At 73.1% G+C, this 23,810-nt stretch carries 26 protein-coding genes and 1 pseudogene; 10 read left to right on the forward strand and 17 right to left on the reverse strand.

Features of this window, described 5'->3' with window-relative positions:
* The first annotated feature begins 100 nt into the window (after nucleotides 1–100).
* The gene (locus IW245_RS06680) at nucleotides 101–1,480 is read left to right on the forward strand and encodes a S8 family peptidase (RefSeq protein ID WP_197002321.1); all 1,380 of its coding nucleotides are present in this window, start codon (nucleotides 101–103) and stop codon (nucleotides 1,478–1,480) included.
* A gap of 1 nt (nucleotide 1,481) precedes the next feature.
* On the opposite strand, the gene IW245_RS06685 is transcribed toward IW245_RS06680, so the two are convergent.
* The 6 genes from IW245_RS06685 to IW245_RS42095 form a co-directional block, all read right to left on the reverse strand.
* Nucleotides 1,482–3,599 carry a molybdopterin-dependent oxidoreductase gene (locus tag IW245_RS06685; protein ID WP_197002322.1) on the reverse strand — a complete coding sequence of 706 codons (2,118 nt, stop codon included), beginning with the start codon at nucleotides 3,597–3,599 and terminating at the stop codon, nucleotides 1,482–1,484.
* A gap of 41 nt (nucleotides 3,600–3,640) precedes the next feature.
* On the reverse strand, nucleotides 3,641–4,024 hold the full coding sequence (locus tag IW245_RS06690; RefSeq protein ID WP_197002323.1) for a hypothetical protein: 384 nt from the start codon (nucleotides 4,022–4,024) through the stop codon (nucleotides 3,641–3,643).
* A 163-nt stretch (nucleotides 4,025–4,187) separates the two neighbouring features.
* A complete protein-coding gene (locus IW245_RS06695) occupies nucleotides 4,188–5,138 on the reverse strand; it encodes a pirin family protein (protein WP_197002324.1) in 951 nt (316 codons plus the stop codon).
* A 66-nt stretch (nucleotides 5,139–5,204) separates the two neighbouring features.
* Nucleotides 5,205–6,110: a pirin family protein gene (locus IW245_RS06700; RefSeq protein WP_197002325.1), complete on the reverse strand. Its 906-nt coding sequence runs from the start codon at nucleotides 6,108–6,110 to the stop codon at nucleotides 5,205–5,207.
* 35 nt (nucleotides 6,111–6,145) lie between these two features.
* Nucleotides 6,146–6,823: an ABC transporter ATP-binding protein gene (locus IW245_RS06705; RefSeq protein WP_203787455.1), complete on the reverse strand. Its 678-nt coding sequence runs from the start codon at nucleotides 6,821–6,823 to the stop codon at nucleotides 6,146–6,148.
* Nucleotides 6,820–8,289 (reverse strand): ABC transporter permease, encoded by a 1,470-nt coding sequence (locus IW245_RS42095; protein ID WP_197002326.1) that lies wholly within the window; start codon nucleotides 8,287–8,289, stop codon nucleotides 6,820–6,822. Before IW245_RS42095 ends, IW245_RS06705 begins: the two co-directional genes overlap by 4 nt.
* Nucleotides 8,290–8,442: 153 nt before the next feature.
* Between IW245_RS42095 and IW245_RS06715 the strand changes: the two genes are divergently transcribed.
* Both IW245_RS06715 and IW245_RS06720 read left to right on the forward strand, forming a co-directional pair.
* A complete protein-coding gene (locus IW245_RS06715; protein WP_197002327.1) occupies nucleotides 8,443–9,132 on the forward strand; it encodes a response regulator transcription factor in 690 nt (229 codons plus the stop codon).
* Complete coding sequence (locus IW245_RS06720) at nucleotides 9,129–10,280, forward strand: sensor histidine kinase (protein ID WP_197002328.1); 1,152 nt, start codon at nucleotides 9,129–9,131, stop codon at nucleotides 10,278–10,280. The genes IW245_RS06715 and IW245_RS06720 overlap by 4 nt, the downstream gene beginning before the upstream one ends.
* A gap of 15 nt (nucleotides 10,281–10,295) precedes the next feature.
* Here the strand turns inward: IW245_RS06720 and IW245_RS06725 are convergent, their stop codons facing one another.
* A complete protein-coding gene (locus tag IW245_RS06725) occupies nucleotides 10,296–11,216 on the reverse strand; it encodes a DMT family transporter (protein ID WP_197002329.1) in 921 nt (306 codons plus the stop codon).
* 43 nt (nucleotides 11,217–11,259) lie between these two features.
* The gene (locus tag IW245_RS06730; RefSeq protein ID WP_197002330.1) at nucleotides 11,260–11,682 is read right to left on the reverse strand and encodes a rhodanese-like domain-containing protein; all 423 of its coding nucleotides are present in this window, start codon (nucleotides 11,680–11,682) and stop codon (nucleotides 11,260–11,262) included.
* A 163-nt stretch (nucleotides 11,683–11,845) separates the two neighbouring features.
* Between IW245_RS06730 and IW245_RS06735 the strand changes: the two genes are divergently transcribed.
* The 6 genes from IW245_RS06735 to IW245_RS06760 all read left to right on the forward strand — a co-directional run bounded on the left by IW245_RS06735 (nucleotide 11,846) and on the right by IW245_RS06760 (nucleotide 15,367).
* Complete coding sequence (locus tag IW245_RS06735; RefSeq protein ID WP_197002331.1) at nucleotides 11,846–12,283, forward strand: Lrp/AsnC family transcriptional regulator; 438 nt, start codon at nucleotides 11,846–11,848, stop codon at nucleotides 12,281–12,283.
* Between the two features lie 65 nt (nucleotides 12,284–12,348).
* Nucleotides 12,349–12,570 (forward strand): hypothetical protein, encoded by a 222-nt coding sequence (locus IW245_RS06740; RefSeq protein WP_197002332.1) that lies wholly within the window; start codon nucleotides 12,349–12,351, stop codon nucleotides 12,568–12,570.
* Between the two features lie 13 nt (nucleotides 12,571–12,583).
* Nucleotides 12,584–13,630 carry a proline racemase family protein gene (locus tag IW245_RS06745; RefSeq protein ID WP_197002333.1) on the forward strand — a complete coding sequence of 349 codons (1,047 nt, stop codon included), beginning with the start codon at nucleotides 12,584–12,586 and terminating at the stop codon, nucleotides 13,628–13,630.
* A complete protein-coding gene (locus tag IW245_RS06750; RefSeq protein ID WP_197002334.1) occupies nucleotides 13,627–14,541 on the forward strand; it encodes an ornithine cyclodeaminase family protein in 915 nt (304 codons plus the stop codon). Before IW245_RS06745 ends, IW245_RS06750 begins: the two co-directional genes overlap by 4 nt.
* A 9-nt stretch (nucleotides 14,542–14,550) precedes the next feature.
* Entirely contained in the window at nucleotides 14,551–15,018 is a 468-nt protein-coding gene (locus IW245_RS06755; protein WP_197002335.1) for a DUF6328 family protein, read from the forward strand.
* A gap of 13 nt (nucleotides 15,019–15,031) precedes the next feature.
* Nucleotides 15,032–15,367 (forward strand): STAS domain-containing protein, encoded by a 336-nt coding sequence (locus IW245_RS06760; protein WP_197002336.1) that lies wholly within the window; start codon nucleotides 15,032–15,034, stop codon nucleotides 15,365–15,367.
* Here the strand turns inward: IW245_RS06760 and IW245_RS06765 are convergent, their stop codons facing one another.
* The 7 genes and pseudogenes from IW245_RS06765 to IW245_RS06795 form a co-directional block, all read right to left on the reverse strand.
* A complete protein-coding gene (locus IW245_RS06765; RefSeq protein ID WP_197002337.1) occupies nucleotides 15,368–17,269 on the reverse strand; it encodes a SpoIIE family protein phosphatase in 1,902 nt (633 codons plus the stop codon).
* Nucleotides 17,270–17,396: 127 nt separating this feature from the next.
* Entirely contained in the window at nucleotides 17,397–17,636 is a 240-nt protein-coding gene (locus IW245_RS06770) for a hypothetical protein (RefSeq protein WP_197002338.1), read from the reverse strand.
* Between the two features lie 148 nt (nucleotides 17,637–17,784).
* Nucleotides 17,785–18,249, reverse strand: coding sequence for a CBS domain-containing protein (locus IW245_RS06775; protein WP_197002339.1), 465 nt, complete (start codon nucleotides 18,247–18,249; stop codon nucleotides 17,785–17,787).
* Nucleotides 18,250–18,261: 12 nt separating this feature from the next.
* Nucleotides 18,262–18,684, reverse strand: a complete 423-nt coding sequence (locus IW245_RS06780) for a CBS domain-containing protein (protein ID WP_197002340.1) — start codon at nucleotides 18,682–18,684, stop codon at nucleotides 18,262–18,264.
* 47 nt (nucleotides 18,685–18,731) lie between these two features.
* Entirely contained in the window at nucleotides 18,732–19,781 is a 1,050-nt protein-coding gene (locus tag IW245_RS06785) for a PHP domain-containing protein (RefSeq protein WP_197008359.1), read from the reverse strand.
* Nucleotides 19,764–20,603 (reverse strand): annotated as a pseudogene (gene ligD / locus IW245_RS06790) (non-homologous end-joining DNA ligase); the annotation flags it as partial. The gene IW245_RS06785 and the pseudogene ligD, both read right to left, overlap by 18 nt.
* Nucleotides 20,596–21,489 (reverse strand): ATP-dependent DNA ligase, encoded by an 894-nt coding sequence (locus IW245_RS06795; protein WP_197002341.1) that lies wholly within the window; start codon nucleotides 21,487–21,489, stop codon nucleotides 20,596–20,598. The pseudogene ligD and the gene IW245_RS06795, both read right to left, overlap by 8 nt.
* Before the next feature lie 57 nt (nucleotides 21,490–21,546).
* Between IW245_RS06795 and ku the strand changes: the two genes are divergently transcribed.
* Nucleotides 21,547–22,539, forward strand: a complete 993-nt coding sequence (gene ku, locus IW245_RS06800; protein WP_197002342.1) for a non-homologous end joining protein Ku — start codon at nucleotides 21,547–21,549, stop codon at nucleotides 22,537–22,539.
* Between the two features lie 77 nt (nucleotides 22,540–22,616).
* Here ku and IW245_RS06805 read toward each other — a convergent pair whose 3' ends face one another.
* Together IW245_RS06805 and IW245_RS06810 are read right to left on the reverse strand one after the other, a co-directional pair.
* The gene (locus IW245_RS06805) at nucleotides 22,617–22,874 is read right to left on the reverse strand and encodes a hypothetical protein (RefSeq protein WP_197002343.1); all 258 of its coding nucleotides are present in this window, start codon (nucleotides 22,872–22,874) and stop codon (nucleotides 22,617–22,619) included.
* A gap of 132 nt (nucleotides 22,875–23,006) precedes the next feature.
* Nucleotides 23,007–23,786, reverse strand: coding sequence for a SigB/SigF/SigG family RNA polymerase sigma factor (locus IW245_RS06810; protein WP_197002344.1), 780 nt, complete (start codon nucleotides 23,784–23,786; stop codon nucleotides 23,007–23,009).
* Nucleotides 23,787–23,810: the final 24 nt, after the last annotated feature.

Raw genomic sequence — 23,810 nt, forward strand, 5'->3', positions numbered from 1 at the left:
GGGGAGCGGGCACATTCCCCGATTGCGCAAAGTGGTCATATCTGGGCAATTACCATCCTGAGGGTATGCCCGCCGTGATCCACCCGAGAGGGGAACATCTGTGCGCCTACCCACCCGCCTGACCACCGGAGGCGTCCTGCTCCTGCTGTCCACGGTGCTCTCAGCGGCAGCGTCGACCGCCGCGCCCGCCGTCGAACCCGAGGGCCCGGCGTCGGACGGCCTGATCGTCGAGTTCCGGCCCGGCACCGACGGCGACCCGTCCCGGACCGACCTGCCCGAGATCGAGGGGATCAGGCTGTCGGTGGCCGTGCCGATGGCCAACGACCGGGTCCTGGTCCGCACCCAGCCGGCCGACCTGTCCCGGGCGACCCGCGACGACGTGATCCGCCGGCTCGCCGCCGACCACCGCGTCGTCTCCGTCGAGCCCAACCTGCGGATCGCCGCCCCGAACTCCGAGGACCCGTACTACTCCTACCAGTGGGACCTGCACGAGGACACCGCCGGCATGCGCGTCCCGGAGGCGTGGGACCAGGGCGCCCGAGGCGCCGGCGTGACCGTGGCCGTACTGGACACCGGCATCACGAAGCACCCGGACCTCGACGGCAACGTCGTCGGCGGCTACGACTTCCTCAGCAACGCCGCGGCGGCCCGCGACGGCGACGGCCGGGACGCGAACCCCGCCGACGAGGGCGACTGGACGACCTTCGGCCAGTGCGAGAAGAGCCGGCCGGGGCGGCCGAGCACCTGGCACGGCACGCACGTCGCCGGCACCGTCGCGGCGGTCGGGGACAACAGCGTCGGGGTCACCGGCGTCGCCCCGCAGGCCAGGCTCGTCCCCGTCCGGGTGCTCGGGGCGTGCGGCGGCACGGTCGCCGACATCTCCGACGCGATCGTCTGGGCGTCCGGCGGCCCCGTCCCCGGCGTTCCGGCGAACCCGAACCCGGCCCGGGTGCTCAATCTGAGCCTGGGCGGGACGAACGCGTGCCCCCGGGCCTACTCGGCGGCGTTGAAGTCGGCGACAGGGCGGGGCGCGACCGTGGTGATCGCCGCCGGCAACGACAACCAGCCCGCCAGCCGGGCCACCCCGGCCAACTGTGGCGGGAACACGATCGTGGTCGCCGCGCTGAACCGGGCCGGCGGCAAGGCCGGGTACTCCAACTACGGCGAGACGGTCGACATCGCGGCCCCGGGCGGGGACACCGAGAACGCTGCCGCCGACGGCATCCTGTCCACCTGGAACCAGGGCCAGACGACGCTCGGGGACGCCGGTTACGGATACATGGAGGGCACCTCGATGGCGGCCCCGCACGTCGCGGGCCTCGCGGCACTGCTGCTCGGCCTCGACGGCACCCTGGCCCCGGACGACCTGAAGTCCGTCATCCAACTGACCGCGCGCGCCCTGCCGGGCGACTGCCCCGACGGTTGCGGCACGGGGCTCGCCGACGCGGGCGCGGCGGTGCGCTTCCTCCTCACGACCTGACTCAGCGCGCCGCCTCCACGGTCACGACCACGCCGCTGAACGCCGCGGTGCCGACGACGCCGTCCACCTCGGCGTCGTCGGTCAGGTCGTTGACGCTCACCCCAGGGCGTTCGGCCGCGACGGTCAGCCGGGTGCCGGACCGGCTGTGTCCCCACCCGTGCGGCAGGCTCACCACGCCCGGCATCATGTCGGCGCTCGCCGCGACCTCGGTCTCGACCGTCCCCACCCGCGACGCGATCCGGACCAGTTGCCCGTCGGCCAGCCCCCGGGCGGCCAGGTCGTCGGGGTGCATCAACAGCTGGTGCCGGGGCCGGCCTTTGGCGAGCCGGGGCGCGTTGTGCATCCACGAGTTGTTGCTGCGCAGGTGCCGCCGGCCGACCAACCGCAGTTCGCCGGCCCCGAGCGGGGTGAGCAGTTCGGCGCGGGCGTCGGCCAGGGCCGCGAGGAGCTCCGGCGGGGCGGCGTGCACCCGGCTGTCGCGGGTCCGCAACGCCCCGGGCAGTGCCGGCCTCAGCGGTCCGAGGTCCACGCCGTGCGGTCGGCGGCGCAGGGTCCGCATCGACAGTCGGTGCCTGCCGGTGCGCAGCAGCAGGTCGACGAGCTGGTCGGGGCGCAGCCGGGACTGCACGGCCAGCCGCAGGTCGCGCCAGGTGCGCTTCCCACCCCACATCTTCCGGTACCGGCGCCCCAGCTCCCCGAAGATCTGCCAGTCGTGCCGCGTACCGGCCGGGGCGGCCAGGATCGCGGGGGAGTAGCGGGCGGTGTCGCGGACGGCGAGGGCGTGGAACACGATGTCGTAGTTGTCGTGCTCCAGCGCGGTGGTCGGCGGCAGGATGATGTCGGCGTGCCGGGTGGTCTCGTTGACGTACAGGTCGATGGACACCATGAAGTCCAGGCCGTCGAGGGCCCGGTCCAGCTGGCCGCCGTTCGGGGTGGACAGCACCGGGTTGCCCGCCGAGGTGACCAGGGCCCGGACCTGGCCGTCGCCGGGGGTGAGGATCTCCTCGGCGAGGGCGGCCACCGGCAGCTCGCCGCCGAACTCCGGCAGGCCGCGCACCCGGCTATGCCACTTCGCGTAGTGTCCGCGCCCGATCAGCCCCCGGCCGACGATGTCGACGGCCGGCCGGGTGAGCAGGGTGCCGCCGGGCCGGTCGAGGTTGCCGGTGACCAGGTTGAGCAGCTGCACGCCCCACTGGCTGAGCACGCCGTGCTTCTGGGTGGACAGCCCGACCCGGCCGTAGCAGGCGGCCCCGTCGGCGGCGGCGAACTCAGCGGCGATCCGCCGGATGTCGACCGCCGGCACGCCGGTGACGTCGGCGACCCGTTCGGGGGTGAACTCCGCGACTGCGGCGCGCACCGCGTCGAGGCCGTCCACGTAGGGGGCCGGCCGCGCGAGCCCGGCCTCGAACACCTCGCGGACCAGCGCGAACAGCAGCGCCGCGTCGGTGCCGGGCCGGATGAAGTGGTGCTCGTCGGCGACGTGCGCGGTCTCGGTGCGCCGGGGGTCGACCACGACCATCCTCCCGCCGCGCGCCCGCAGATCGACGAGCCTGCGCCGGACATCGGGGACTGTCATCAGGCTGCCGTTGGATGCCAGGGGGTTCGCGCCGAGTACCAGGAAGAAGGTTGTCCTGTCGATGTCGGGCACGGGGAGCAGGAACTGGTGGCCGTAGAGCCAGTAGGAAACGAGGTGGTGGGGCAGTTGGTCGACGGAGGTCGCCGAGTAGCGGTTGCGGGTGCGCAGCTGGCCGAGGAACAGCGGCCCGTGGGTGAGCGAGCCGTAGTTGTGCACGTTGGGATTGCCCAGGTAGACGGCGACGGCGTCGCCGCCGTGCGCGCGGCGGATCGCGACCAGGCGGCGTGCGACCTCGTCGAGGGCCTCGTCCCAGGAGATCTCCCGCCAGCCGTCGGCGGTCCGGCGCACCGGGCGTCGCAGCCGGTCGGGGTCGTCGCGGATGTCGGTCAGCGCGAGGGCCTTGGGGCAGATGTGGCCCCGGGACAGCGGGTCGTCGACGTCCCCTCGGATGTCGACGACCGCGCCGTCGCGCAGGGTGAACCGCAGCCCGCAGATGGCCTCGCACAGGTTGCAGGCCCCGAACCGGACCACGTCCTCGGTCATGTCCCGATCCTCCCATTACCAATGGGTAACAGGAAGGGCCTTCAGCCGCAGTTGTACACCGTCGCGGAGCCGTAGGTCGTCAGGTACCCGGGCGGCACCTTCCTGGAGTACCGGTAGGTGTTCGGCGTCGTGCCCACGCACTGGTAGGTGGCCTCCCAGCCCGAGCCGACGGTCGACCATGTGCCGTCGGCGTTCTGCCGCTGCCAGTGGTAGTAGAGGTCGCCGTCGTCGTAGTCGCTGCACCGGTAGTAGCCGGAGACGGTCAGCGTGCCGCCGTTGTTCCCGCTTGTCTCGTAGCTGACCCAGCAGGTCCTGACGGCGGACGAGGTGGTGCCGGCGGCCTGGGCGGGGGCGGTCAGGCCGGCCAGGGCGGTGGCCGCGAGGGCCAGGGTGGTCAGCAGACGGGCACCGCGTGGTGCTGTCATCGGGTTCTCCTCGGATTCGGGGATCTGCCCGCATGCTGCCGGCGTGCGCGGGGGGACATGAACATATCAACGGGTATCAGTCAATGTACATGTGTCCGAATGTGCTGATGATGGAAAAACCTCCACTGTCCATATTAGACAGTGGAGGTTATAGTGTCGGGCCCTACTCGGCGTGCTCCGCCGGGATCGTGCCCAGCCGGCCGGCCTTGAAGTCCTCGAAGGCCTGGATCAGCTCGTTGCGGGTGTTCATCACGAACGGCCCGTACGCGGCGACCGGCTCCCGGATCGGCTGCCCGCCCAGGACGAACACGTCCAGCGGGGTGTCGCCCGGGTTGGCGGCGACGGTGAGCGCGCCGCCCGCCCCGAACACGGCGAGCTGGCCCATCGCGATCGGCCGCCTCTCGGTGCCGACGGTGCCGGCGCCGCCGAGGGCGTAGGCGAGGGCGTTGAAGTCCGCCCGCCACGGCAGGGTGACCGAGGCTCCGGGGGCGATCGTGGCGTGCACCAGGGTGATCGGCGTGTGCGTGGACCCCGGCCCGGCGTGCCCGGCCAGTTCGCCGGCGATCACCCGGATCAGCGCGCCGCCGTCGGGCGAGGTGAGCAGGGCGACCTTGTTCCCGGTGATGTCCTGGTAGCGGGGCGCGGCCATCTTGTTCGACTTCGGCAGGTTGACCCACAGTTGCACGCCGTGGAACAGGCCGCCGCTGACCACGAGGTGCTCGGGCGGGGTCTCGATGTGCAGGATCCCGGCCCCGGCGGTCATCCACTGGGTGTCGCCGCCGCCGATCAGGCCTCCGCCGCCGTTGGAGTCGGAGTGCGCCATCTCGCCGTCGATCATGTAGGTCACGGTCTCGAATCCCCGGTGCGGGTGCCACGGGGTGCCCTTCGGCTCGCCCGGACCGTAGTCGACCTCGCCCATCTGGTCCATGTGGATGAAGGGGTCGAGGTCGGCGAGGTCCACGCCGGCGAACGCGCGCCGGACGGGGAAGCCCTCGCCCTCGTAGCCCTTCGGGGCGGTGGTCACGGACACCACGGGGCGGTCGCGGTCGGTGAGGGGGTCGGGCTGCGGAACGCGCGGCAGGGCCAGCGTGTTCTCGACGGTCACAGCGGGCATGGGGCCCCTCCAGATCATTTAGTTGCTCAGTCAACTACTTGCACTGTACCCAAGATATTTGCTTAGTCAACTATTCCCGTGGCGGTCGCGGGCCTTCAACCGGACGGACGGCATCTCCGGGGCCGGAATGGGATCCCCGTCGTAGCCGCGCACCGCGCCGAACCGGCGGCCGGCCATCCAGTCCTCCCGGGCCTCGACGATCTCCTCGTGCGAGCGGGCGACGAAGTTCCACCACATCACCAGCGGGTCGTCGAACGGCGCGCCGCCGAGCAGGAACAGCCGGGCGTCCCCGTCGGCCTCCAGCGGCAACGACCGGCGGCCCTCGCCCAGGTAGAGCAGCCCGCCGGGGGCCAACTTCGTGCCGGCGACCCGCGCGGCCCCGTTCGTGACGATCGCCGCGTACTCGAACGCGGCCTCCACCGGCAGCGTCGTGCGCGCCCCCGCCGCGAGCACGACCTCGGCCCCGACCAGCGGCGTGTGGGCGAGCGCCGGTGACGTCACCCCGCCCATCGAGCCCATCACGACGGTGACCTCCACCCCGTGCCCGGCCAGCCGCGGCAGGTCCGCGTGGTGGTCGAACCGGGGCTCGTCGTGCCGGGCCCCCTCGGGGAGCGCCACCCACAACTGCAGCCCGTGCATCACGGGCGGGTGCGTGGCCGGCGACTCCTCGGAGTGCGCGATGCCGCGCCCGGACGTCATCAGGTTCAGCTGCCCGGGCCGGATGCTCTGGAGACTGCCCAGGCTGTCGCGGTGCAGCACCTCGCCCTCCACCAGCCAGGTGACGGTCTGCAACCCGCAGTGCGGGTGCGGCCCGACCTGCATCCCTGGCCGGTCGGCCACGTCGTCGGGCCCGAACGCGTCGGCGAAGCACCACGCGCCGACCATCCGGCGGGGGCGCTGCGGCAGGAGCCGGCGCACCACGGTGTACCGGCCGAGGGCCACCTCGTGCCCGGGGAGAAGAAGGTTTTCCACCCCCTGAGCGTAGGTGGCCCCCGGCCGGGGCCCGCTCACCTCCCGCGACGGGCGATCTTGCCCTTCGTCAGGGTCAGCACCTGGTCGGACTGGCGGGCCACCTCCTGGGAGTGCGTGACGACGATGACGCAGGTGCCCTGCTCGTGGGCGAGTTCCCGGAACACCTCGACCATCTCCTGGGCGGTGTCGCCGTCCAGGTTGCCGGTCGGCTCGTCGGCGAACAGGATGTCCACGTCACAGGCCAGGGCCCGGGCGATGGCGACCCGCTGCTGCTGGCCGCCGCTGAGTTCCAGGACCGGGGCTTTCGCCTCCTGCTCGTCGAGTCCGAGCCGTTCGAGCAGCTCCATGGCCCGCGTTTTTCCGCCCTTCACCCCGGTGATCTCCATGGCCGTGGTCACGTTGCGCACCGCGCTCATGTAGGTCAACAGGTTGTACGACTGGAAGATCGTCGCCACGTGCCGGTTGCGGTACCGCGCCAGGCCCATGCCGCGCACGTCCTCGCCGCGGTAGAGCACCCGGCCGTCGACCGGGGAGTCCAGGCCGCTGGCCAGGCTGAGCATCGTCGTCTTGCCGCTGCCGGACGGCCCGAGGATTGTGTAGAAGGTGCCCGGCTCGAAGGCGTAGGTGACGTTCTTGAGCACCCAGACCTTGCGCCGGGGGCCCTGGAAGGCGTGACTGACGCTGTCGAGTTCGAGAATCGGTGCCACGGTCATTCGCCCTTCATCAGGATGGTGCGCGGGTTGAGCTTGAGGACCGCCAGGCCCGGCAGGACGGTGGCGAGCAGCGCGATGCCCAGGCCGACGCCGGCCACCCGGCCCACCTCGGCAGCCTCCAGCCGGACGGAGATCCTGTCCACCGGCTTCATCGACTCGGACTCGACCGGGGAACCGATCCGGACGGCGGACACGGCGCCGGTCGTGCCTCCGACGGTCACCGCCCCACCGGCCATGCCGTTCTGGTTGGCCTTCTTCGCCGCCGCGACCTCCCGGTCGAGGAGCGCGCTGCCGGCGTACTGCGACAGGGCCTGACCGACCAGCACCGAGAACCCGAGAGCGAGGACGGCGACCGCGACCACCTCCACCAGGTGCTGGCCGACGAGCTTCCACTTGCGCTCGCCCAGGGACAGCAGGATGCCCAGCTCCTGGCGGCGGTCCCGGATCGCGAGGGTGACGATCAGCCCGAGGATCGCGGCCCCGGCGATCGACACCAGCCAGACGGCCACCCCCGCGAACGAGGCGATGCCCTGGATCGGGCCGACGAGGTCGTTGTACAGCCGGTCGTTGTTGTCCAGCTTGAACACCTCCAGATCGATGCCCGCAGCCTTGGCCGCCTGCTGGAACTGCGCGAACCTCTCCGGATCCTTCAACGTGTACTTCGCGGTCTGCACCTGCGGCTGCCCGTCGACCAGCGTGGCCGGGTTGAGCGTGGCGAGCGCCCCGAACGGCACGTAGACCTTGTTGCCAGGGAGCATCGACGGAGGCATCCAGGAGTCGGTCAGGGCCGTCGGGTCCCGGTACACCCCGATGATCTCGAATTCGGCGCTGTGCTTGCCGTCCGCCGACCTCAGGGTCAACTTGCCGCCCACCTTGAGGGTGTTCTTCTTGGCCAGGCGCTCCTCGACCAGGGCGACGTTGCTGCCGTCGTCCTTCATCGTGGGCGCGCGGCCCTCGACCAGGGTGTGCCGGCCCTTGCCGAACTCGTCGGTGAGGCCCAGATCGCGGGCCCCGCTGAGCGAGAGCGTGTTCATGTCGACCGGACCGGCGGAGTCGCCACCGGCGGCCGTGGCCATGTGCAGGCCCTCCGGGGGCTTGCCCCCGCCCTCGACCAGCTTCACCCCCTCCGGTGGGGCCGACGAGCTCTCCAGGGAGTAGTTGTAGCCCCGCACCAGCGGGGACTTTCCGAGCGCGTCCACCTTCGCGGTGCTCAGGGAGTCCTTGCCGGAGATCTGCGGCATGCCCCCGTTGGCCTTCGCCATCGCCTTCTCGAAGTCGAAGTAGAGGGAGATGTCCGCGCCGACCTTGGCCTTCGTGTTGGCGGCCGACTGCCGGGTGGCGCTCTGGAGCAGGAAACCGGCCAGCACCAGCGTGAAGATGACCAGGAACAGCCCCAACATGATCAGGGACTTGGCCTTTCTGGCCACCAGGCTCAGGCCCGCCCGTTTGACAAAGTTCACATTCACGCTCAGTTCGCCTCCGTCGTTCGCGTTCGTCGCTGCGTTGCCAGGGACCTTTCAGGCCGGGTCATTAGAGTCCTGGCGGCGTCTCGCCAGCGTCTGGAGATCGCCATACGCCCGCCATAACCCCGGGCTGGTGTGCTGATCGAGGAGGTGTCCATGCGGGTACTGGTGGTCGAGGACGAACCGTTCCTCGCGAGCGCGCTGCGGTCCGGGCTGCGCCGCGAGGCCATGGCGGCCGACGTCGCCCACGACGGCGAGGACGCCCTGCGCCGGCTCGCCGTGCACGCCTACGACGTGGTCGTCCTCGATCGGGACCTGCCCGGCGTGCACGGCGACGACGTGTGCCGGCACGTGGCGACCGCACTGCCCGGTTGCCGGATCCTGATGCTCACGGCCGCCGGCGGCTTGCGGGACAAGGTCGCCGGCCTCGGCCTCGGCGCCGACGACTACCTGGTCAAACCGTTCGACTTCCCGGAACTCGTCGCCCGGCTGCGCGCCCTCGGCAGGCGGACGGCCCCCGCCCAGCCGCCCGTCCTGGACAGGGTGGGGCTCCGGGTCGACCAGCACCGGATGCAGGCGTACCGCGACGGCCGGTTCCTGCCGCTCACCCGCAAGGAGTTCGCCGTGCTGACCCTCCTGATGCGGGCCGAGGGCGGGGTGGTCAGCGCCGAGCACCTGCTGGAGAAGGCGTGGGACGAGTACGCGGACCCGTTCACCAACGCCGTGCGGATCACCATCTCCACCCTGCGCCGCAAGCTGGGCGACCCGGCGGTCCTGCACACCGTCACCGGCGTCGGCTACTACCTCGGCGCGCCGCCCCGGACCGGACCCGAGGCCGGCCGGTGACCGCGCGGCTGAGCGTTCGGGCCAAGCTGACCCTGGTCTACGGCACGCTGATGCTGGTGGTCGAGGCGATCCTGCTCGCCGTCGTGTACTTCCTGATGACCTACGTGCCCGTCTACCGGATCGCCGCCGCGGACGGCCCGGTGGGGATGCCGGTGCCCGACGACTGGCAGCCGCCGCCCGGCCCGTGGGACGCCCAGCCGGCGGGCGTCATCGCCATCTCGTCCAAGGCCGACGTGCTCACCTCGCTGCTGTGGTCGTTCGGGGTCGGACTCCTGCTGGTCACGGCGCTGGGCCTGCTCGTGTGCTGGTTGGTCGCCGGCCGGGTGCTCAGCCCGCTCGCCCGGATCACGGCCGCAGCCCACACCGCCACCACCGGCACCCTGCACGAACGGATCGCCCTGCCCGGCCGCGCCGACGAACTCAAGAAGCTCGCCGACACGTTCGACGGCATGCTCGCCCGCCTGGAACGCGAGTTCGCCGCGCACCAGCGGTTCGCGGCCAACGCCGCCCACGAACTGCGCACCCCTCTCGCCGTCACCCGCACCATGCTCCAGGTGGCCCTCGCGCACCCGGAGGACCACGACCTGCGCGAACTCGGCCCGAAACTGCTCGCCACCAACGAGCGCAGCATCGCCACGACCGAGGCGCTGCTGGTCCTCGCCAGCGCCGAACACGCGCGGGTGCGCACCGGGCCGGTGGATCTCGCCGCCCTCGCGGGGGAGGTGGTCGGCCAGGTCGCGGCCGAGGCCGCCCAGCGGGAGGTGTCGGTGGCCCACCGGCTGCCCGGGTGCTGGGTGACCGGCGACCCGGCCCTGCTGCGCCAGCTCCTGCTGAACCTGGTGCACAACGCCGTCCGGCACAACCACGCCGGGGGACAGGTGGCGGTCGGCGTGCTCCCCGCGGCGGCCGGCGGCGGGACGCTGACCGTGTCGAACACCGGCCCGGTGGTACCCCAGGACGAACTGTCGTTCCTGTTCGAGCCGTTCTACCGGCGGCACGGGCGCGCCGGGCGGGGCGGGGCCGCGCCCGGCGCGGTCGGGCACGGCCTGGGGTTGGCGATCGCGCGGGCCATCGCCGAGGCGCACGGCGGCCGGATCTGCGTGGTCGCCCACCACGCCGGCGGCCTGACCGTGACCGTGACCCTCTGAGATCAACCCCCGCGGCTACCTCGCGCGGCGGGAGTTGGTGAGCACCACCCCGCCGAGGCACAGTGCGCCCCCGACCAGCGCCGCCGGCTGGGGCACCTCCCCGAGCCACGGCCACGCGAGGAGGAGCGCGCCCACCGGCATGAGGTACAGCGCGGTCGTGACGCGGGCCGCAGCGGTCCGGGCCAGTGCCCGCGACCACGCGAGGTACGCGACCGCCCCGGGGAAGACGCCGAGGTAGACGATCGACGCGGTCGCCGCGTGCTGGGCGGTCGGCAGGGCGCGCAGGGCGCCGGGGAGCCCCGGCAGGAGGAACAGCGTGCCCGACCAGATCGACCACGTGGCCACCTGGAGCCCGGAGTACCGGGTCAGGAGCGGTTTCTGGCCGATGAAGAACACCGCCTCGCACAGCGCGGCGACCAGGACCAGTCCGACGCCGGGAACACCGGCCCGCAGACCGGCGAGTCCGTCGTGACCGGACACGGCGATGACGACCACGCCGACGCAGCTGACGCCGATGCCGGTCCAGCCCCGGGCCCCGAGGCCCTCACGCAGGGTGAACCAGGCCAGTACGGCGGTGAGGACGGGTACCGTCGCGACGAGGAACGCCGCGACCCCGGCCGAGACGCGCTGTTCCCCGAGCCCGAGGGTGAGCTGGTAGCCGGCGACGCCGACTCCGCCGAGCGCGAGCAGTGTCGGCATGTCCCGTACGGCCGGGCGGGGCATTCTCGTAGCGATCGCGAAGCCGACGAGCACCACGGAGGCGATGCCGAAGCGGAGCGCCGCGACCTGCCAGGGGGAGTAGCTCGGGAGCGCGGCCCGGATCCCCACGAAGGCCGAGGCCCACAGCACCACGGCCAACGGCAGGTCCACCGGGACGCGGCCGGACGTGCCGGTGGACGGCAGTTGTGCGTCCTTCGAGGTGGTGGAGGTGGACATCGGTGCTCCTCACGGCGGGTCGGCGGGTCGGCAGGGTGGGCGGTCAGCGAGTGGTCGTGGACTCGACCGGGAGGCCCTCCCGCTTCCAGTACTCGATGCCGCCGATGATCTCCTTGACCTGGAAGCCGAGCCGCGAGAGTTTCAGCGCGGCCTTGGTCCCGGCGTTGCAGCCGGGGTACCAGCCGTAGACCACGAGGACCGCCCCGCGGTCCAGGCCGGCCGTGCTCCCGGCGTCGATCTCCGCGTGCGGCAGGCTGACCGCGCCCGGGACGCGCTCCGCCGCATGCGCCTCGCGACCGCGCGGGTCGATCACCACGATGTTCCCGATCCGGTTGTCCAGGTCGTGCCAGACGTCGGAGGAGTCGGACTCGCAGCGCAGTCGCGCGGCGAAGTACTCCGCCGCCTCGTGCGGCGCGGCGACGCCGATGCCGTGGATCTTGGACGACAGGGAGATGGGAGGGGTCATGACGGGTGCTCCTTCTCGGGTGGCGGGGGATCGCGGTGCCAGGGGGTGAAGTCTTCGCGGTGGCGGCGGGGGAAACCTGTCCACCGGCCAGGATTTGGCGGATCCGACTGCGGGAACGCAAGATTCCTACCGGCTGGACCCGCCGGAGTAGAGGATTGTGCTGATGAGGCTCGACGACGTCGACCGGGCGATTCTGGAGTGCCTGTCCGCCAACGCCCGGATCAGCAACAGCGATCTGGCGCGGGCCGTCGGCCTCAGCCCGACCCCCTGTCTGCGCCGGGTCCGCCGGATGGAGGCCGAGGGCCTGATCCGCGGCTACACGGCCATCATCGATCCGCAGCTCGTTGGGCGGGCCTTCGTCGCCCTGGTCGGGGTCCGGCTGAGCCAGCACGTGCGGCCGGACATCCGGCGCTTCGAGGCGGGGGTGATGGCCCTGCCGGAGGTCACCGAGTGTCACCACACGACGGGCGAGTTCGACTACTTCCTCAAAGTGGAGGTCGCCGACCTGCCGGCGTACGAGTCGTTCCACGCGGACCGGCTCGCCGCGCTGCCCGGCATCCGAACCGCCGTCACCTTCGTGATCATGAACAGCCTGCGCTGACCGGGAGCCGTTTGGTCCGCCTCCGGCCTGGGTAGTCCCCGCTCAGGTGTACTGAGGGGGCGGCGATGGCTGACACCGAGTACGAGGGCCCGCTGCGCGAGCTGATCGGGTTCGAGGTCACCGGCCGCGACGGGGCCCGCGGCCGGGTGGACGACGCGACGGGCGACTTCGGGCCGTACCTGCTGGTGGTGCGGGTGGCCGACGAGAATGTGGTGATTCCTGCCGATGCCATCACCGCGGTGGACCCGGAGGCCCGACAGGTGCGGGTGACGCCAAGAGATATATGACATAGTACTGACCATGAGCGTGCGCACCGTCGACTACCACACGGCCGGGGAACCCTTCCGGATCGTCACCGGCCTGGCGATCCCTGGCGGTTCCGTGCCGGCCCGCCGCGAGGCGCTCCGCCTCGCCCAGGTCGACCCGGGCGCGCCCGGCCGCGACGTCGAGGAGCTGCGCCAGCTCCTGTGCCGCGAACCCCGGGGCCACGCCGACATGTACGGCGGGTTCATCGTCCCGGCGAACGACGCCGCCGCGTCTGCCGGCGGCGTCGACGGGAAGCCTTCGGCCGACGACGGGGGCGTTGACGCCCGGTCGCCGGCCGGGGACGGGACCGGGCACTTCGGTGTCCTGTTCTGGCACAACGACGGCTACTCCACGGCGTGCGGCCACGGCACCATCGCCCTCGGCGCCTGGGCCGTGCACTCCGGACTGGTCCCCGCCCCGGACACCGGCACGACGGAGGTCCGGATCGACGTGCCCTCCGGCCGGGTCGCCGCCCTGGTCGACACCGAGGCCGGCCGGGTCTCGGCCGTCACCTTCCGCAACGTGCCGTCCCGGGTCGTCGAGCTGGCCGTGCCCGCCGGGGACGCGGTCGTGGACCTGGCCTACTCCGGGGCGCTGTACGCGGTCCTCGACACCGCGGCGCTCGGCCTCGCCGTCGAGCCGTCCGACCTGCCGGAACTCATCCGGGCCGGCCGCCGGATCAAGGCCGCCCTGCCCGGCCGGGACCTCTACGGCGTCATCTTCTGCGACCGGCGCGTCGCGGACCCGGCCGGTGTCCGGCAACGCAACGTCACCATCTTCGCCGACGGCCAGGTGGACCGGTCGCCGTGCGGCTCCGGCACCTCCGCCGTCCTGGCGCTGCTGCACGCCGACGGCACCCTGCCCGAGGGCGCGACGCTGCGACACGGCTCCATCGTGGGCACCGAGTTCCTCGGCCGGGTGGTCGGGGAGGGGCCCGACGGGGTGGTCACGGAGATCACCGGGATGGCGTACCGCACGGGGGAGTCGGTGTTCGACCTCGACCCGGCCGACCCGCTCGGCACCGGGTTCGTGCTCCGGTGAGCGCGCCCGCCGGGACCGACCTCGCGGCGCTCGGCCTGCGCGGTGCCATCGCCGCGATCGCCGACGCGCTGTGCGCCGGGCTGGACCCCGAGGCCGACCCGCCCCGGAGCATCGTCGACGTGCCGGCCGGGCAACTGCTCCTCATGCCGGCTTCGCACGACGGGTACGCCGGCGTCAAGGTCGCCACCGTCGCCCCCGGCAACCCAGCGCTCGGCCTGCCCCGGATCCAGGCGCTCTACCTGCTGCTGGACGCGGCCACCCTGACCCCGGTGGCCACGCTGGACGGCACGGCGCTGACCGCGCTGCGCACCCCGGCCACCTCCGCCGTCGCCGTCGCGCACCTCGCGGCCCCCGACGCGGCGCACCTGCTCGTCTTCGGCACCGGACCGCAGGCCGCCGGGCACGTCGCCGCCGTCCGGGCGGTGCGCCCGATCAGCCGGGTCACCGTGGTCGGGCGCGATCCGGGGCGGGCCGAGCGGTTCGCCGCGGAATGGGGCGCCGTGGTCGGCGTACCCGACGAGGTGGCGGACGCCGACGTCATCTGCTGCTGCACGACCGCCTCGACCCCCCTCTTCCCGGGCGGGCTCGTGCGGTCCACCGCGACGGTCGTGGCCGTCGGCTCGCACGAACCGGCCGTCCGGGAGACCGACGACGACCTGGTGGCCCGGTCCGACGTGTGGGTGGAGGCCCGGTCGGCGGCGTTCCGCGAGGCCGGCGACCTGATCGACCCGGTCGGTCGGGGCGTGATCACCCCGGGGCATGTCCGCGGCACCCTTTCCGACCTGGTCACCGGCCGGGTGGCCCCGCGCGCCGACCGGCCCCGGTTCTTCAAGGGCGTCGGCATGGCCTGGCAGGATCTCGTGGTGGCGGCCGCCGCGCATCGGGGCTCGCCCTCGTCGCCGATGGGGTAGAACTGGGGGATGGTCGAGAGCGAGAGCGACCGGGCGAAGCGGAACTTCGACGAACTGCTCCAGGAGTTGCGGGTCGCGCAGACCGGCAACCAGATCCTCTTCGCCTTCCTTCTGACGGTCGCCTTCACGCCCCGATTCGCCCAGGCGACCGGGCCGGAGAAGTTCGTCTACGTCCTCACCGTGCTGTCCGCCAGCGCCGCGACGGCGTTGTTCATCGCCCCGGTCAACCACCACCGGCTCACGTTCCGGCGGGGCATGAAGTCGCAGATCCTGCCGATGTCGTCCCACCTGGCGATCGCGGGCCTGTTCTTCATGATGCTCGCCCTGAACGGGGCGCTGTATCTGGCCGTGCGCACGGTCGTGGGCGCACCGTGGGCCGGGATCGCCACGGGCCTGATCGCCACGACCTATGTGGTGCTCTGGTATGGCGTCCCCCTCATCAGGAGGATCCGCGGCTATCCTCCCCAGGAGCCATGACTATCCTGTAGTCATGGCAGTACTGAGGGTCGACCGCCCAGGGGTTCCGCGGCACGCCCGACTCCTGGTCGAGGGCGATCTGGACATGACCACCTCCCCGGAACTGTCGACGGCGATCCGCGCGGCCCTCGGCGACGGCGCCACCGCGATCAGCGTGGACCTCTCCGGCGTCGGCTTCCTCGACTCGACCGGCATCCGGGCCCTGTTCGACGGGTACCTCGACGCCACCCGGCTCGGCGGCGAACTCGCCGTGCACGCCGCGAGCGACTGGGTCCGCCGGGTGCTGGAGATCAGCGGCGTCGCCGAGGTCCTGCTCGCCCCGGCCACCGCGGAGGCCCGGGGCCGCTAGTCACACCAGGTGCCCGAGCCCGGTGAGCTCCAGCACCTGACGCGCCGGTCCGCCGACCGGAGCCACCAGCCGCAGCCCGTCGCAGTCCGCCGCCAGCTGGTGCAGCAGGACCACCCCGGCGCTGGCCAGCTGACTCACCCCGGTCAGGTCCACCACCACCGGCAGCGCGCCGCCCCGGCTGGCCGCCATCACCGCGTCCCGGACCCGCTCGACGGTGTCCTGGTCGACCGGGCCGGACACCCGCAGCACCGGCCGCTCGTACGCGGTGCGCAACTCCTCCGCGTCCCGGCCCGGCTCGGCGGCCGACCCGAGCCGCACGGCCCGGCGCAACGGCTGGTGGAACGTCACCGCCGTCCCCGACGACGTCGCCGACACCTCCACCCGGTCCACGAGGGAGCGCATCAACCGCAGCCCCCAGCCCCGCCCGGCCGGCTCCGGGGTCGGCTCCCGCCACCGGCCGCCGTCGGACAGGGTCAGGTGCGCCACCCCGTCCTCGCCCAACCGGCACTCCACCCGCATCCGGTGCCGGACCCCTGCCGGGTACGCGTGCTCGATCGCGTTCGCCGCCGCCTCGCCCACCACCAGCTGCAACCCGTCGGCGTCCATCCCCGTGACGTCCAGCGCGGCGAGCCACGTGCCCACCGACCGGCGCAGCCCGCTCAGCGCCCCACTGGACGCCGGGAAGTCCACGCTGAGGTCCGCACGCCGCGGCACCGGCTCGGCGGCCAGCAGGGTGACGTCGTCGGAGTACCCGGACAGGGCCAGGCGCTCCACGACCAGCGCGCACACCCGGTCGACCATCAGGTCCGGCACCGTCGTGTCGTCGCCCACCGCGTCGCGCACCACGGCGGAGGCCACCTTCGACAGCCGGGCCATGCCGTCGGCGAGGGTGCGACCGGGGCGCTCGACGAGGCCGTCGGAGTACAACAGGACCAGCTCGCCCGACGTGAGCGGCTCGCGGTGCACCTCGGCCTTCGCCGACCCGGAGCCGAGCGGGCCGCCCGGCGCGCCCGCCAGGAACCGGGTCACGCCGTCCGGGTCCACCACGAGGGGGGCGGGGTGCGCGCGGCTGGCGTACCGCACCTCCCCGGCGCCCGGGTCCAGTACCACCAGGCACACCGTCGCGCCCCGCGCGGTCGGCACGTGGTCGGCCAGCCCGTCCAGGCGGGCCACGGTCTCGGCGATGTCCGCGCCGGACGTCAGCGCCTGCAGGGCCACCGCGCGCAACTGGCCCATCGCCGCCACCGCCGGGGCGCCGTGCCCGACGACGTCCCCGACGAGCAACGCGGCCCGGCCGTCGCCCAGCGGCACCACGTCGAACCAGTCGCCCCCGGCGGCGGTGTCGGCCCCGGCCGCCAGGTACCGCGCGGACGTGCGCACCCTTGGCAGCACCGGCATCCCCTGGGGGAGCAGACCGCGCTGCAGGCCGAGGACGAAGTCGCGCTGTTCGCGGTAGCGGTGCTCGGACGCCGCGGCCCGGTCCTCCGCGGCGTGGCGCAGCCGCACCAGCTCGGTGTTCTCCACCGTGTACACCAGCAGTCCCCGGACGGTGCCGTCGGCGTGCAGGGCCGGCTGCGCGGAGTACGTGAAGAAGCCCTCCTCCAGCTCGCCGTCGCCGTCGCGGTCGATCAGGACCCGCAGTCCGGGCTGGGACCGGCCCCGGCCGGTCACGTAGATCTCGTCGAACATCGCGAAGATCTGCTGGCCCTCGAGCTCCGGCAGCACCTCGCGGACCGGCCGGCCGACGATGTCCGCCCGGTGGCCGGCGGAGGCGCGGGCGGCCCGGTTCGCGGCGACGACCCGGTGCTCGGGGCCCTCGAAGGCCCACAGGATGGCGGGCAGGTCCTCGAAGGCGCGCACCACATCGGCCGGTTCGCCGGGAAAAGCCGTGCTTGGCTCCATATCCGGCATCCTAGCCACGGGCACGCCGACCCCCGGGCAGGCTGGAGGCCGTGTCCGCCTCTGGGTCGCGTAAGACCGCGGGGTGCCGCCCGGGCCGACACGGCACGTCGACCCGGGCGGCCGGGTCCTACTGGAAGTAGGAGAAGGACCAGCCGGAGACGCGGAAGTGGCACTCCACGGTGTCGATGCCCCAGTACTCGGCGGCGAGGCGGTTGCTCTCGCACGCCTCGAGGGTCGGGTACCGGCTGGACTCGTGCCACGCGGGGGCCCCGAACGCCGCGGAGGCCGACGACGGCAGGGCGAGCAGTGTCGCCGCGGTGACGGCGGCCGCCGCGGCCAGGGTGGCGCGCACAAGGACTCGGTGCATGGGGGCTCCTCGAAGGTCGACCGCGGGCGAACTCGCCGGTGGGGAGCACCGGCGGACGCGCCTCGGGTCGGCCGCCACCCGCGAAGGTCACAGTCTATAGTGGACAGTCTGGGTTGTCGATGCGTGAGCCGTCAGGCCGTGGGTATGGTCACAGCAGGTTCGTAGGCCCCGAGGGCACGGACCGCGGCGGCCACGGGGTGGGGTCGGCGGCGCAGATCGCGGCGAGCGCCGAGGCGGGGGCCCCGTCCTCGGCGAGGTCCCCGAGGGTCAGGATGCCCACCGGTCTGCCGCCCTCCGCGCACACCGGCAGCCGGCGGACGGCGTGCTGGCGCATCAGTCTCAGCGCGAAGTCCACCGGATCCTCCGGGCCGAGGACCAGGGGGTGCCCGGTGGCCAGTTCGCCGCACGTGGTGCTGTCCGGGTCCAGGCCGGCGGCCACCGCGCGGACCACCAGGTCGCGGTCGGTGAGGATGCCGCGCAGGGTGCCGCCGTCGAGGACGAGCACGTCACCGATGTCGTGGTCGGCCATGTGCTCGGCCGCCTCGGTGAGGGTGGCGTCCGCCGGCAGGCAGATCGGGCCACGGGTCATCAGGTTGCGCACGAGTCCGCGCATCGGGGGATCCTCTCAGACGGTGGGGGGTGAGGCGCTGATGTCGGCCAGCGCGGAGTCGGGGTCGCGTTCCACGGCGAGGTCGCCGAGGGACAGGATGCCGACCGGCGTGCCGTGGGCGTCGCACACCGGCAGGCGGCGGACGCCCAGGTCGCGCATCATCTCGACGGCTATCTCGACCGGCTGGTCGGGTTCGAGGACCGCCGGGCTGGTGGTGCACAGGGTGCCCACCGTGGTCGCGAGCGGGTCGGCGTGCAGGGCCAGGCCCCGGACCACGAGGTCACGGTCGGTGATGATGCCCTGGAGCGTGCGGCCGGAGACGACGAGTACGTCGCCGATGTTGTGGTCGCGCATCTGTTCGGCGGCGTGCACGAGCGTGGCGTCGGTGGGCACGCACACCGGGTTCGGCGTCATCAGGTAACTCACTGTGTCGGACATCGGGTGTCCTCCTCTGGTCGACATGGCCCCGGGTACCCGGAAAGGGGTCACCGCAAACGCCGGGACCACCGCAGCAGCCGGCCGACCGGCCAGCTGTTGACGATCCGGTCGGTGGGCACCCCGGCGCGTTCGGCCCGGGCGCACCCGTTGTCGAGCCAGTCGAGCTGGCCCGGGGCGTGCGCGTCGGAGTCGATCGAGAACAGGCAGCCGGCGTCGACCGCGACCTTCAGCAGCCGCGACGGCGGGTCGAGCCGCTCCGGCCGGGAGTTGATCTCCACGGCGACCTGGTGCTCGGCGCACGCGGCGAACACGGCCTCGGCGTCGAAGGCGCTCTCCGGGCGGTTCCCGCGCTCCGAACGCAGCCGCCCGGTGCAGTGCCCGAGGATGTTCACCCGCGGGTCGCGGACCGCGCGGAGCATCCGGCGGGTCATCCGGGGCGAGGCCTCGCGCAGGCCGCTGTGCACGCTGGCCACCACGACGTCGAGCCGGTCGAGCAGGTCGCCGGCCTGGTCCAGGGTGCCGTCGGCGAGGATGTCCACCTCGATCCCGGCGAGGACCCGCATCCGGCGGCCCAGGACCCTGTTCACGGCCCCGATCACGTCGAGCTGCTCGGCGAGCCGAACGGCGGACAACCCCCGGGCGATCGTCAGCCGCGGCGAGTGGTCGGTGACCGCGAGGTACTCGTGCCCCAGCTCCATCGCGGCGACGGCCATCTCCTCCACGGAGTGGCTGCCGTCCGACCAGCTGGTGTGGCTGTGGCAGTCCCCGCGCAGCTCGGCGCGCAGGGCCGTGGGCTCCGGGGCGCTGATCCTGCGCAGGTAGGAGGGCTCCTGGCCGGCGATGGACTCGGCCACGCAGGCGGCGGTGACGGCCCCGATGCCCGGTACGTGGGTCAGGGTGCCGGCCGCCAGGTGCGCGGCGAGGGCGGTGGCCCCGAGCCCGGCGACCGTGTCGGCGGCCTGCCGGAACGCCTGCACCCGGTAGCTGCCCTCGCCGGAGCGTTCCAGGGCGAAGGCGATGGCCCGCAGGTCCTCGGCGGGATCGCGGGCGGTGCTCCGGCGTGTCCGGGACCGGCGTGTCGGGCGCCGGGCGAGCAGCGGCGCGTACAGGTCCCCGTCGGAGGCGACCCGGTCGAGCACCTCCGGCGCCGTCCACAACCGGGGCTCCTCGTCCCAGCCGAACGGCGTCGACACGGTCGGGTGCTCCGTGGCCCGCAGCGAGTACGGGGCCACGGTCGTCTTCGCCGCGTTGTTCTGGCTCCAGTCGATGAACACCTTGCCGGGCCGCAGCGCCTTCGCCATCCGGGACACCACGTCGCCGGGCGTCTCGCGTTCGAGTTCCTGGGCGACGGCGAGGACGTAGCCGGACACCTCGTCGGAGGTCCGGTCGCCGGGCAGCGCCGCCATCAGCTGCATGCCCTTGCGGCCGCTGGTCTTCGGGAGTGCCACCAGGCCGTCGGCGGCGAGCCGGTCGCGCAGCCGCAGGGCGACGGCGAAGCACTCGGCCAGTCCGGCGGGCGGCCCGGGATCCAGGTCGATGACGAGCCGGTCGGGGTGCTCGGGGTCGGCGGTGCGCCACTGGGGCACGTGCAGCTCCAGCGCGTTGAGATTCGCCAGCCACACCAGCGTCGCCAGGTCCTCGACGAGGGGGTACTCGACGTCGCCGACCGTCACGGTCGGTACCCAGTCGGGCCGCCCCGCCGGGGCGTTCTTCTCGAAGAAGCTCTCCCTGGCCGCGCCGTGCGGGAACCGGATCCGGGTCAGCGGCCGTCCGCTCAGGTGCGGCAGGAGCACCGGGGCGATCCGGGAGTAGTAGTCGAGGACCTCCGCCTTGGTGAAACCGTCCGGGTACATCACCTTGTCCAGGCTCGACAGCCGCAGCACCCGGCCCTCGACGTCCACGGCCACCCGGTCAGGCATCCTCGACCACCTTCCGCAGCCGGGGGAACCGCAACCGGCCCGCCATGGTCTCCTCCCCGTAGGCGACCTCGACCGTGACCAGCGGTTCCACCCAGTGCGCCCCGCGCCGGTCCTCGGCGGGCAACTGTTCGGCGAACGCGGAGGTGGGCCGCTCCAGGGGTGCCAGCAGCGCCAGCAGGTGCCGTTCGGTGGCCGCCGAGATGCCGCCGCCGACCCGGCCCCGGTAGACCAGGCCGCCGTCGGTGGGGCTGCCGACGAGCAGCGCCCCGATCCGCCGGGCCCCCGGCCGCCAACCGCCGACGACACAGTCCATCGTGTACTCGTGCTTGTGCTTGATCCAGTCGGCGCTGCGCACCCCCGGCTGGTACCCGGAGGAGAGTCTCTTGGCCATCACGCCCTCCAGTCCCAGCTCCCGGGACGCCACCCACGTGGCCGCCCCGTCGTCGAAGCTCGGCGGGACCAGCACGTGCGGGTGCGCCAGGGCGAGACCCTCCAGACGGGCACGCCGCTCGGCGTACGGCAACGCGCACAGGTCCTCCCCGGCCAGCCGGGGCGCGTCGAACACCATGTACGTCACCGGCAGCCGCGCGACCAGCGCCGCCGGCGGCCGGTCGGTGTGCATCCGCGACGCGAGCAGTTCGAAGCGCGGCACCCCGTCGTGCAGCAGCACGATCTCCCCGTCGAGCACGGTGCCGGCCGGCAGCACCAGATCGGCCAGCTCCGGGTACCGGACGGTGATCTCCGTGCCGGACCGGGCCCACAGCCGCGGCCGGGCGTCGAACCCGGCCAGGCACCGCACGCCGTCCCATTTGGCTTCGAACGCCCAGTTCCCGCCCGTGGGCAGCGGGCCGTTCGTGGCCAGCATCGGCGCCATCGGAGCGGGCATCCCACCATTTTCCCAGCTCACCCGGTCGATGACGGCCAATCGTGCGATGCTGGCCCGGTGAGGGCGATCTGGAAGGGCGCCGTGTCCTTCGGCCTCGTGGCGATCAGCGTCAAGCTGTACTCGGCCACCGAGGAGAAGGACGTGCGCTTCCATCAGGTGCACCGCGCCGACGGCGGACGCATCCGCTACAAGAAGGTCTGCGAGGTGTGCGGCGAGGAGGTCGGCACAGCCGACATCGTCAAGGGCTTCGACATCGGCGGCGGGGAACTTGTCCTCCTCGACGACGAGGACATGGCCCACCTGCCGCTGAGTTCGTCGCGGGCCGTGGACGTGCTGGAGTTCGTGCCCGCCGCGCAGATCGACCCGATCCTGTACAACAAGGCCTACTACCTCGAACCCGAACCGGTCGCCGTCAAGCCGTACGTGCTGCTCCGCGACGCCCTGCGCACCGGCGAACGGGTCGCGATCGTCAAGGTGGCCCTCCGCCAGCGCGAACAGCTCGCCACCCTGCGGGTCCGCGACGACGTGCTGGTCCTCAACACGATGCTGTGGCCCGACGAGGTCCGCACCCCCGACTTCGGATTCCTCGAGGACGACGTGCACGTCCGGCCGCAGGAGCTGGCGATGGCCGCCTCGCTGATCGAGTCGATGAGCGGGGACTTCGAGCCCTCGGACTTCTCCGACCAGTACCGGGCGGCGGTGCAGGAGGTCATCGACGCGAAGATCGCCGGGCGCGAGACCGTGGCCCCGCCCCTCGTCGAGGCGCCCGCCGGCAAGGTGATCGACCTGATGGCGGCGCTCAAGGCCAGCGTCGCGCAGGCGCGCGCCGGGCACACCGGGGATGCCGAGCGGGAGGTGCCGGCTCCCCGCAAGGCGGCACCCCGCGCGGCCGCCGCCCGCACGGCCGCCCCGCCGGCCGTCGCCGCGCCGAAGAAGGCCACGGCCAAGCGGGCGCTGAAGTCGGTGCCCGAGCCGGCGAAGAAGACGGCGACGAAGGTCGCTGCGGCACCGGAGAAGAAGGCCCCGGCCCGCCGGCGCAAGACCGCCTGACCCGCCGCCGTCCGGCAGCCCCTGTCACGCTTCGGCCCGGTCCGACCCGTGCCGCTCCGACCCGGGCCGCGACGGTGTCACCCCACGCGGATCAGCCGGTAGCCGAGCGGCTCGGAGGGATCCTCGATCGCGAGGACGTGCAGGCCGCGGTCGACGCCCACCCGGCGCAGCACGTCGCCGAGCGCCTCGTGCACCCCGGCGACGATCAGGTGCGCTGGCCGGCCCCGCGCGGTCTCGTTGATCGCGCGCCGCAACCGTGGGTCGCGCAGGGCACGGGCCATCCGGTCAGCGGCCTCACGGTGGTGTCGGTCGGAACTGGCCGGCTCTGTGATCACACGCGCGAGCATAACCAGACGCCTGGCGGCGCCCTGCGGATCGCCGCCACGGTCGAACAGGGCGTCCGGTCGGCGACCACGCCGCCGGGGACCGGACGGCCACCGCCGCCGATCACCGGTCTGGCCCGCCGATCACGCGTCCCCGCTGGTCTCCATCCAGGTGTGCAGCTGGTCCAGCGCCCCGCGCAGCAGCCGCGACACGTGCATCTGGGACAGGGCCACCCGGTCGGCGATCTCCGACTGGGTCAGGTCCTCGCCGTAGCGGAGCGCGAGGATCCGGCGTTCGCGGCCGGAGAGCCGGGCGAGCAGCGGGCGCAGGCTCTCCCGGGTCTCCACGACGTCGAGCGCGTGGTCCTCGGCCCCCAACAGGTCGCCGAGTTCCGCGCCGGAGTCGACCGGGGCCTGCAGGGACACGGCCGTGTACGCCGCAGCGCAGTCCTGCCCGGCCCGCACGTCCTCCTCGGTGATCCCGAGGTAACCGGCCAGGTCCGTCACGGTCGGGGTCCGGCCGAGCCGCTGGCCGAGCAGCGCGACCGCCTGGTTGAGTTCGAGCCGGGTCTCCTGAAGCCGGCGGGGTACCCGCACGCTCCAGGCCCGGTCGCGGAAGTGCCGTTTGAGTTCGCCGGCGATGCAGGGCACGGCGTAGGCGGTGAAGCCGGGGCCGCGGGCCGGGTCGTACCCGTCGACGCAGCGGACGAGGGCCACCCGCGCCACCTGCACGAGGTCCTCGAGGGCCTCGCCCCGGTGCGCGAACCGGTGGGCGATCCGGTCGGCCACCGGCAGTGCCGCGGAGATGGCGCGCTCGCGCAGTGCCGCCCGGTCGGGGTGGTCGGCGGGGAGGGCGTGCAGGTGGTCCAGCGCCGCGGAGATCCGGTCCTCGGCGGGCCGGGTGGTAAGGGCGGTAGTCGACACGACGTCCACCTCCAGCGAAGCGTC

The organism is Longispora fulva (assembly GCF_015751905.1).
GTDB classification, from domain to species: Bacteria; Actinomycetota; Actinomycetes; order Mycobacteriales; family Micromonosporaceae; genus Longispora; species Longispora fulva.

Bases quoted from the DNA above. Each gene is read 5' to 3' on its own strand.
- IW245_RS06745 (WP_197002333.1), top strand. From the start codon at position 12,584: ATGAGCGTGCGCACCGTCGACTACCACACGGCCGGGGAACCCTTCCGG.
- IW245_RS06725 (WP_197002329.1), bottom strand. From the start codon at position 11,216: ATGTCCACCTCCACCACCTCGAAGGACGCACAACTGCCGTCCACCGGC.
- IW245_RS06730 (WP_197002330.1), bottom strand. From the start codon at position 11,682: ATGACCCCTCCCATCTCCCTGTCGTCCAAGATCCACGGCATCGGCGTC.
- IW245_RS06770 (WP_197002338.1), bottom strand. From the start codon at position 17,636: ATGCACCGAGTCCTTGTGCGCGCCACCCTGGCCGCGGCGGCCGCCGTC.
- IW245_RS06735 (WP_197002331.1), top strand. From the start codon at position 11,846: ATGAGGCTCGACGACGTCGACCGGGCGATTCTGGAGTGCCTGTCCGCC.
- IW245_RS06695 (WP_197002324.1), bottom strand. From the start codon at position 5,138: ATGCCCGCTGTGACCGTCGAGAACACGCTGGCCCTGCCGCGCGTTCCG.
- IW245_RS06755 (WP_197002335.1), top strand. From the start codon at position 14,551: ATGGTCGAGAGCGAGAGCGACCGGGCGAAGCGGAACTTCGACGAACTG.
- IW245_RS06740 (WP_197002332.1), top strand. From the start codon at position 12,349: ATGGCTGACACCGAGTACGAGGGCCCGCTGCGCGAGCTGATCGGGTTC.
- IW245_RS06690 (WP_197002323.1), bottom strand. From the start codon at position 4,024: ATGACAGCACCACGCGGTGCCCGTCTGCTGACCACCCTGGCCCTCGCG.
- IW245_RS06780 (WP_197002340.1), bottom strand. From the start codon at position 18,684: ATGTCCGACACAGTGAGTTACCTGATGACGCCGAACCCGGTGTGCGTG.
- IW245_RS06685 (WP_197002322.1), bottom strand. From the start codon at position 3,599: ATGACCGAGGACGTGGTCCGGTTCGGGGCCTGCAACCTGTGCGAGGCC.
- IW245_RS06775 (WP_197002339.1), bottom strand. From the start codon at position 18,249: ATGCGCGGACTCGTGCGCAACCTGATGACCCGTGGCCCGATCTGCCTG.
- IW245_RS06715 (WP_197002327.1), top strand. From the start codon at position 8,443: ATGCGGGTACTGGTGGTCGAGGACGAACCGTTCCTCGCGAGCGCGCTG.
- IW245_RS06705 (WP_203787455.1), bottom strand. From the start codon at position 6,823: ATGACCGTGGCACCGATTCTCGAACTCGACAGCGTCAGTCACGCCTTC.
- IW245_RS06760 (WP_197002336.1), top strand. From the start codon at position 15,032: ATGGCAGTACTGAGGGTCGACCGCCCAGGGGTTCCGCGGCACGCCCGA.
- IW245_RS06795 (WP_197002341.1), bottom strand. From the start codon at position 21,489: ATGCCCGCTCCGATGGCGCCGATGCTGGCCACGAACGGCCCGCTGCCC.
- IW245_RS06765 (WP_197002337.1), bottom strand. From the start codon at position 17,269: ATGGAGCCAAGCACGGCTTTTCCCGGCGAACCGGCCGATGTGGTGCGC.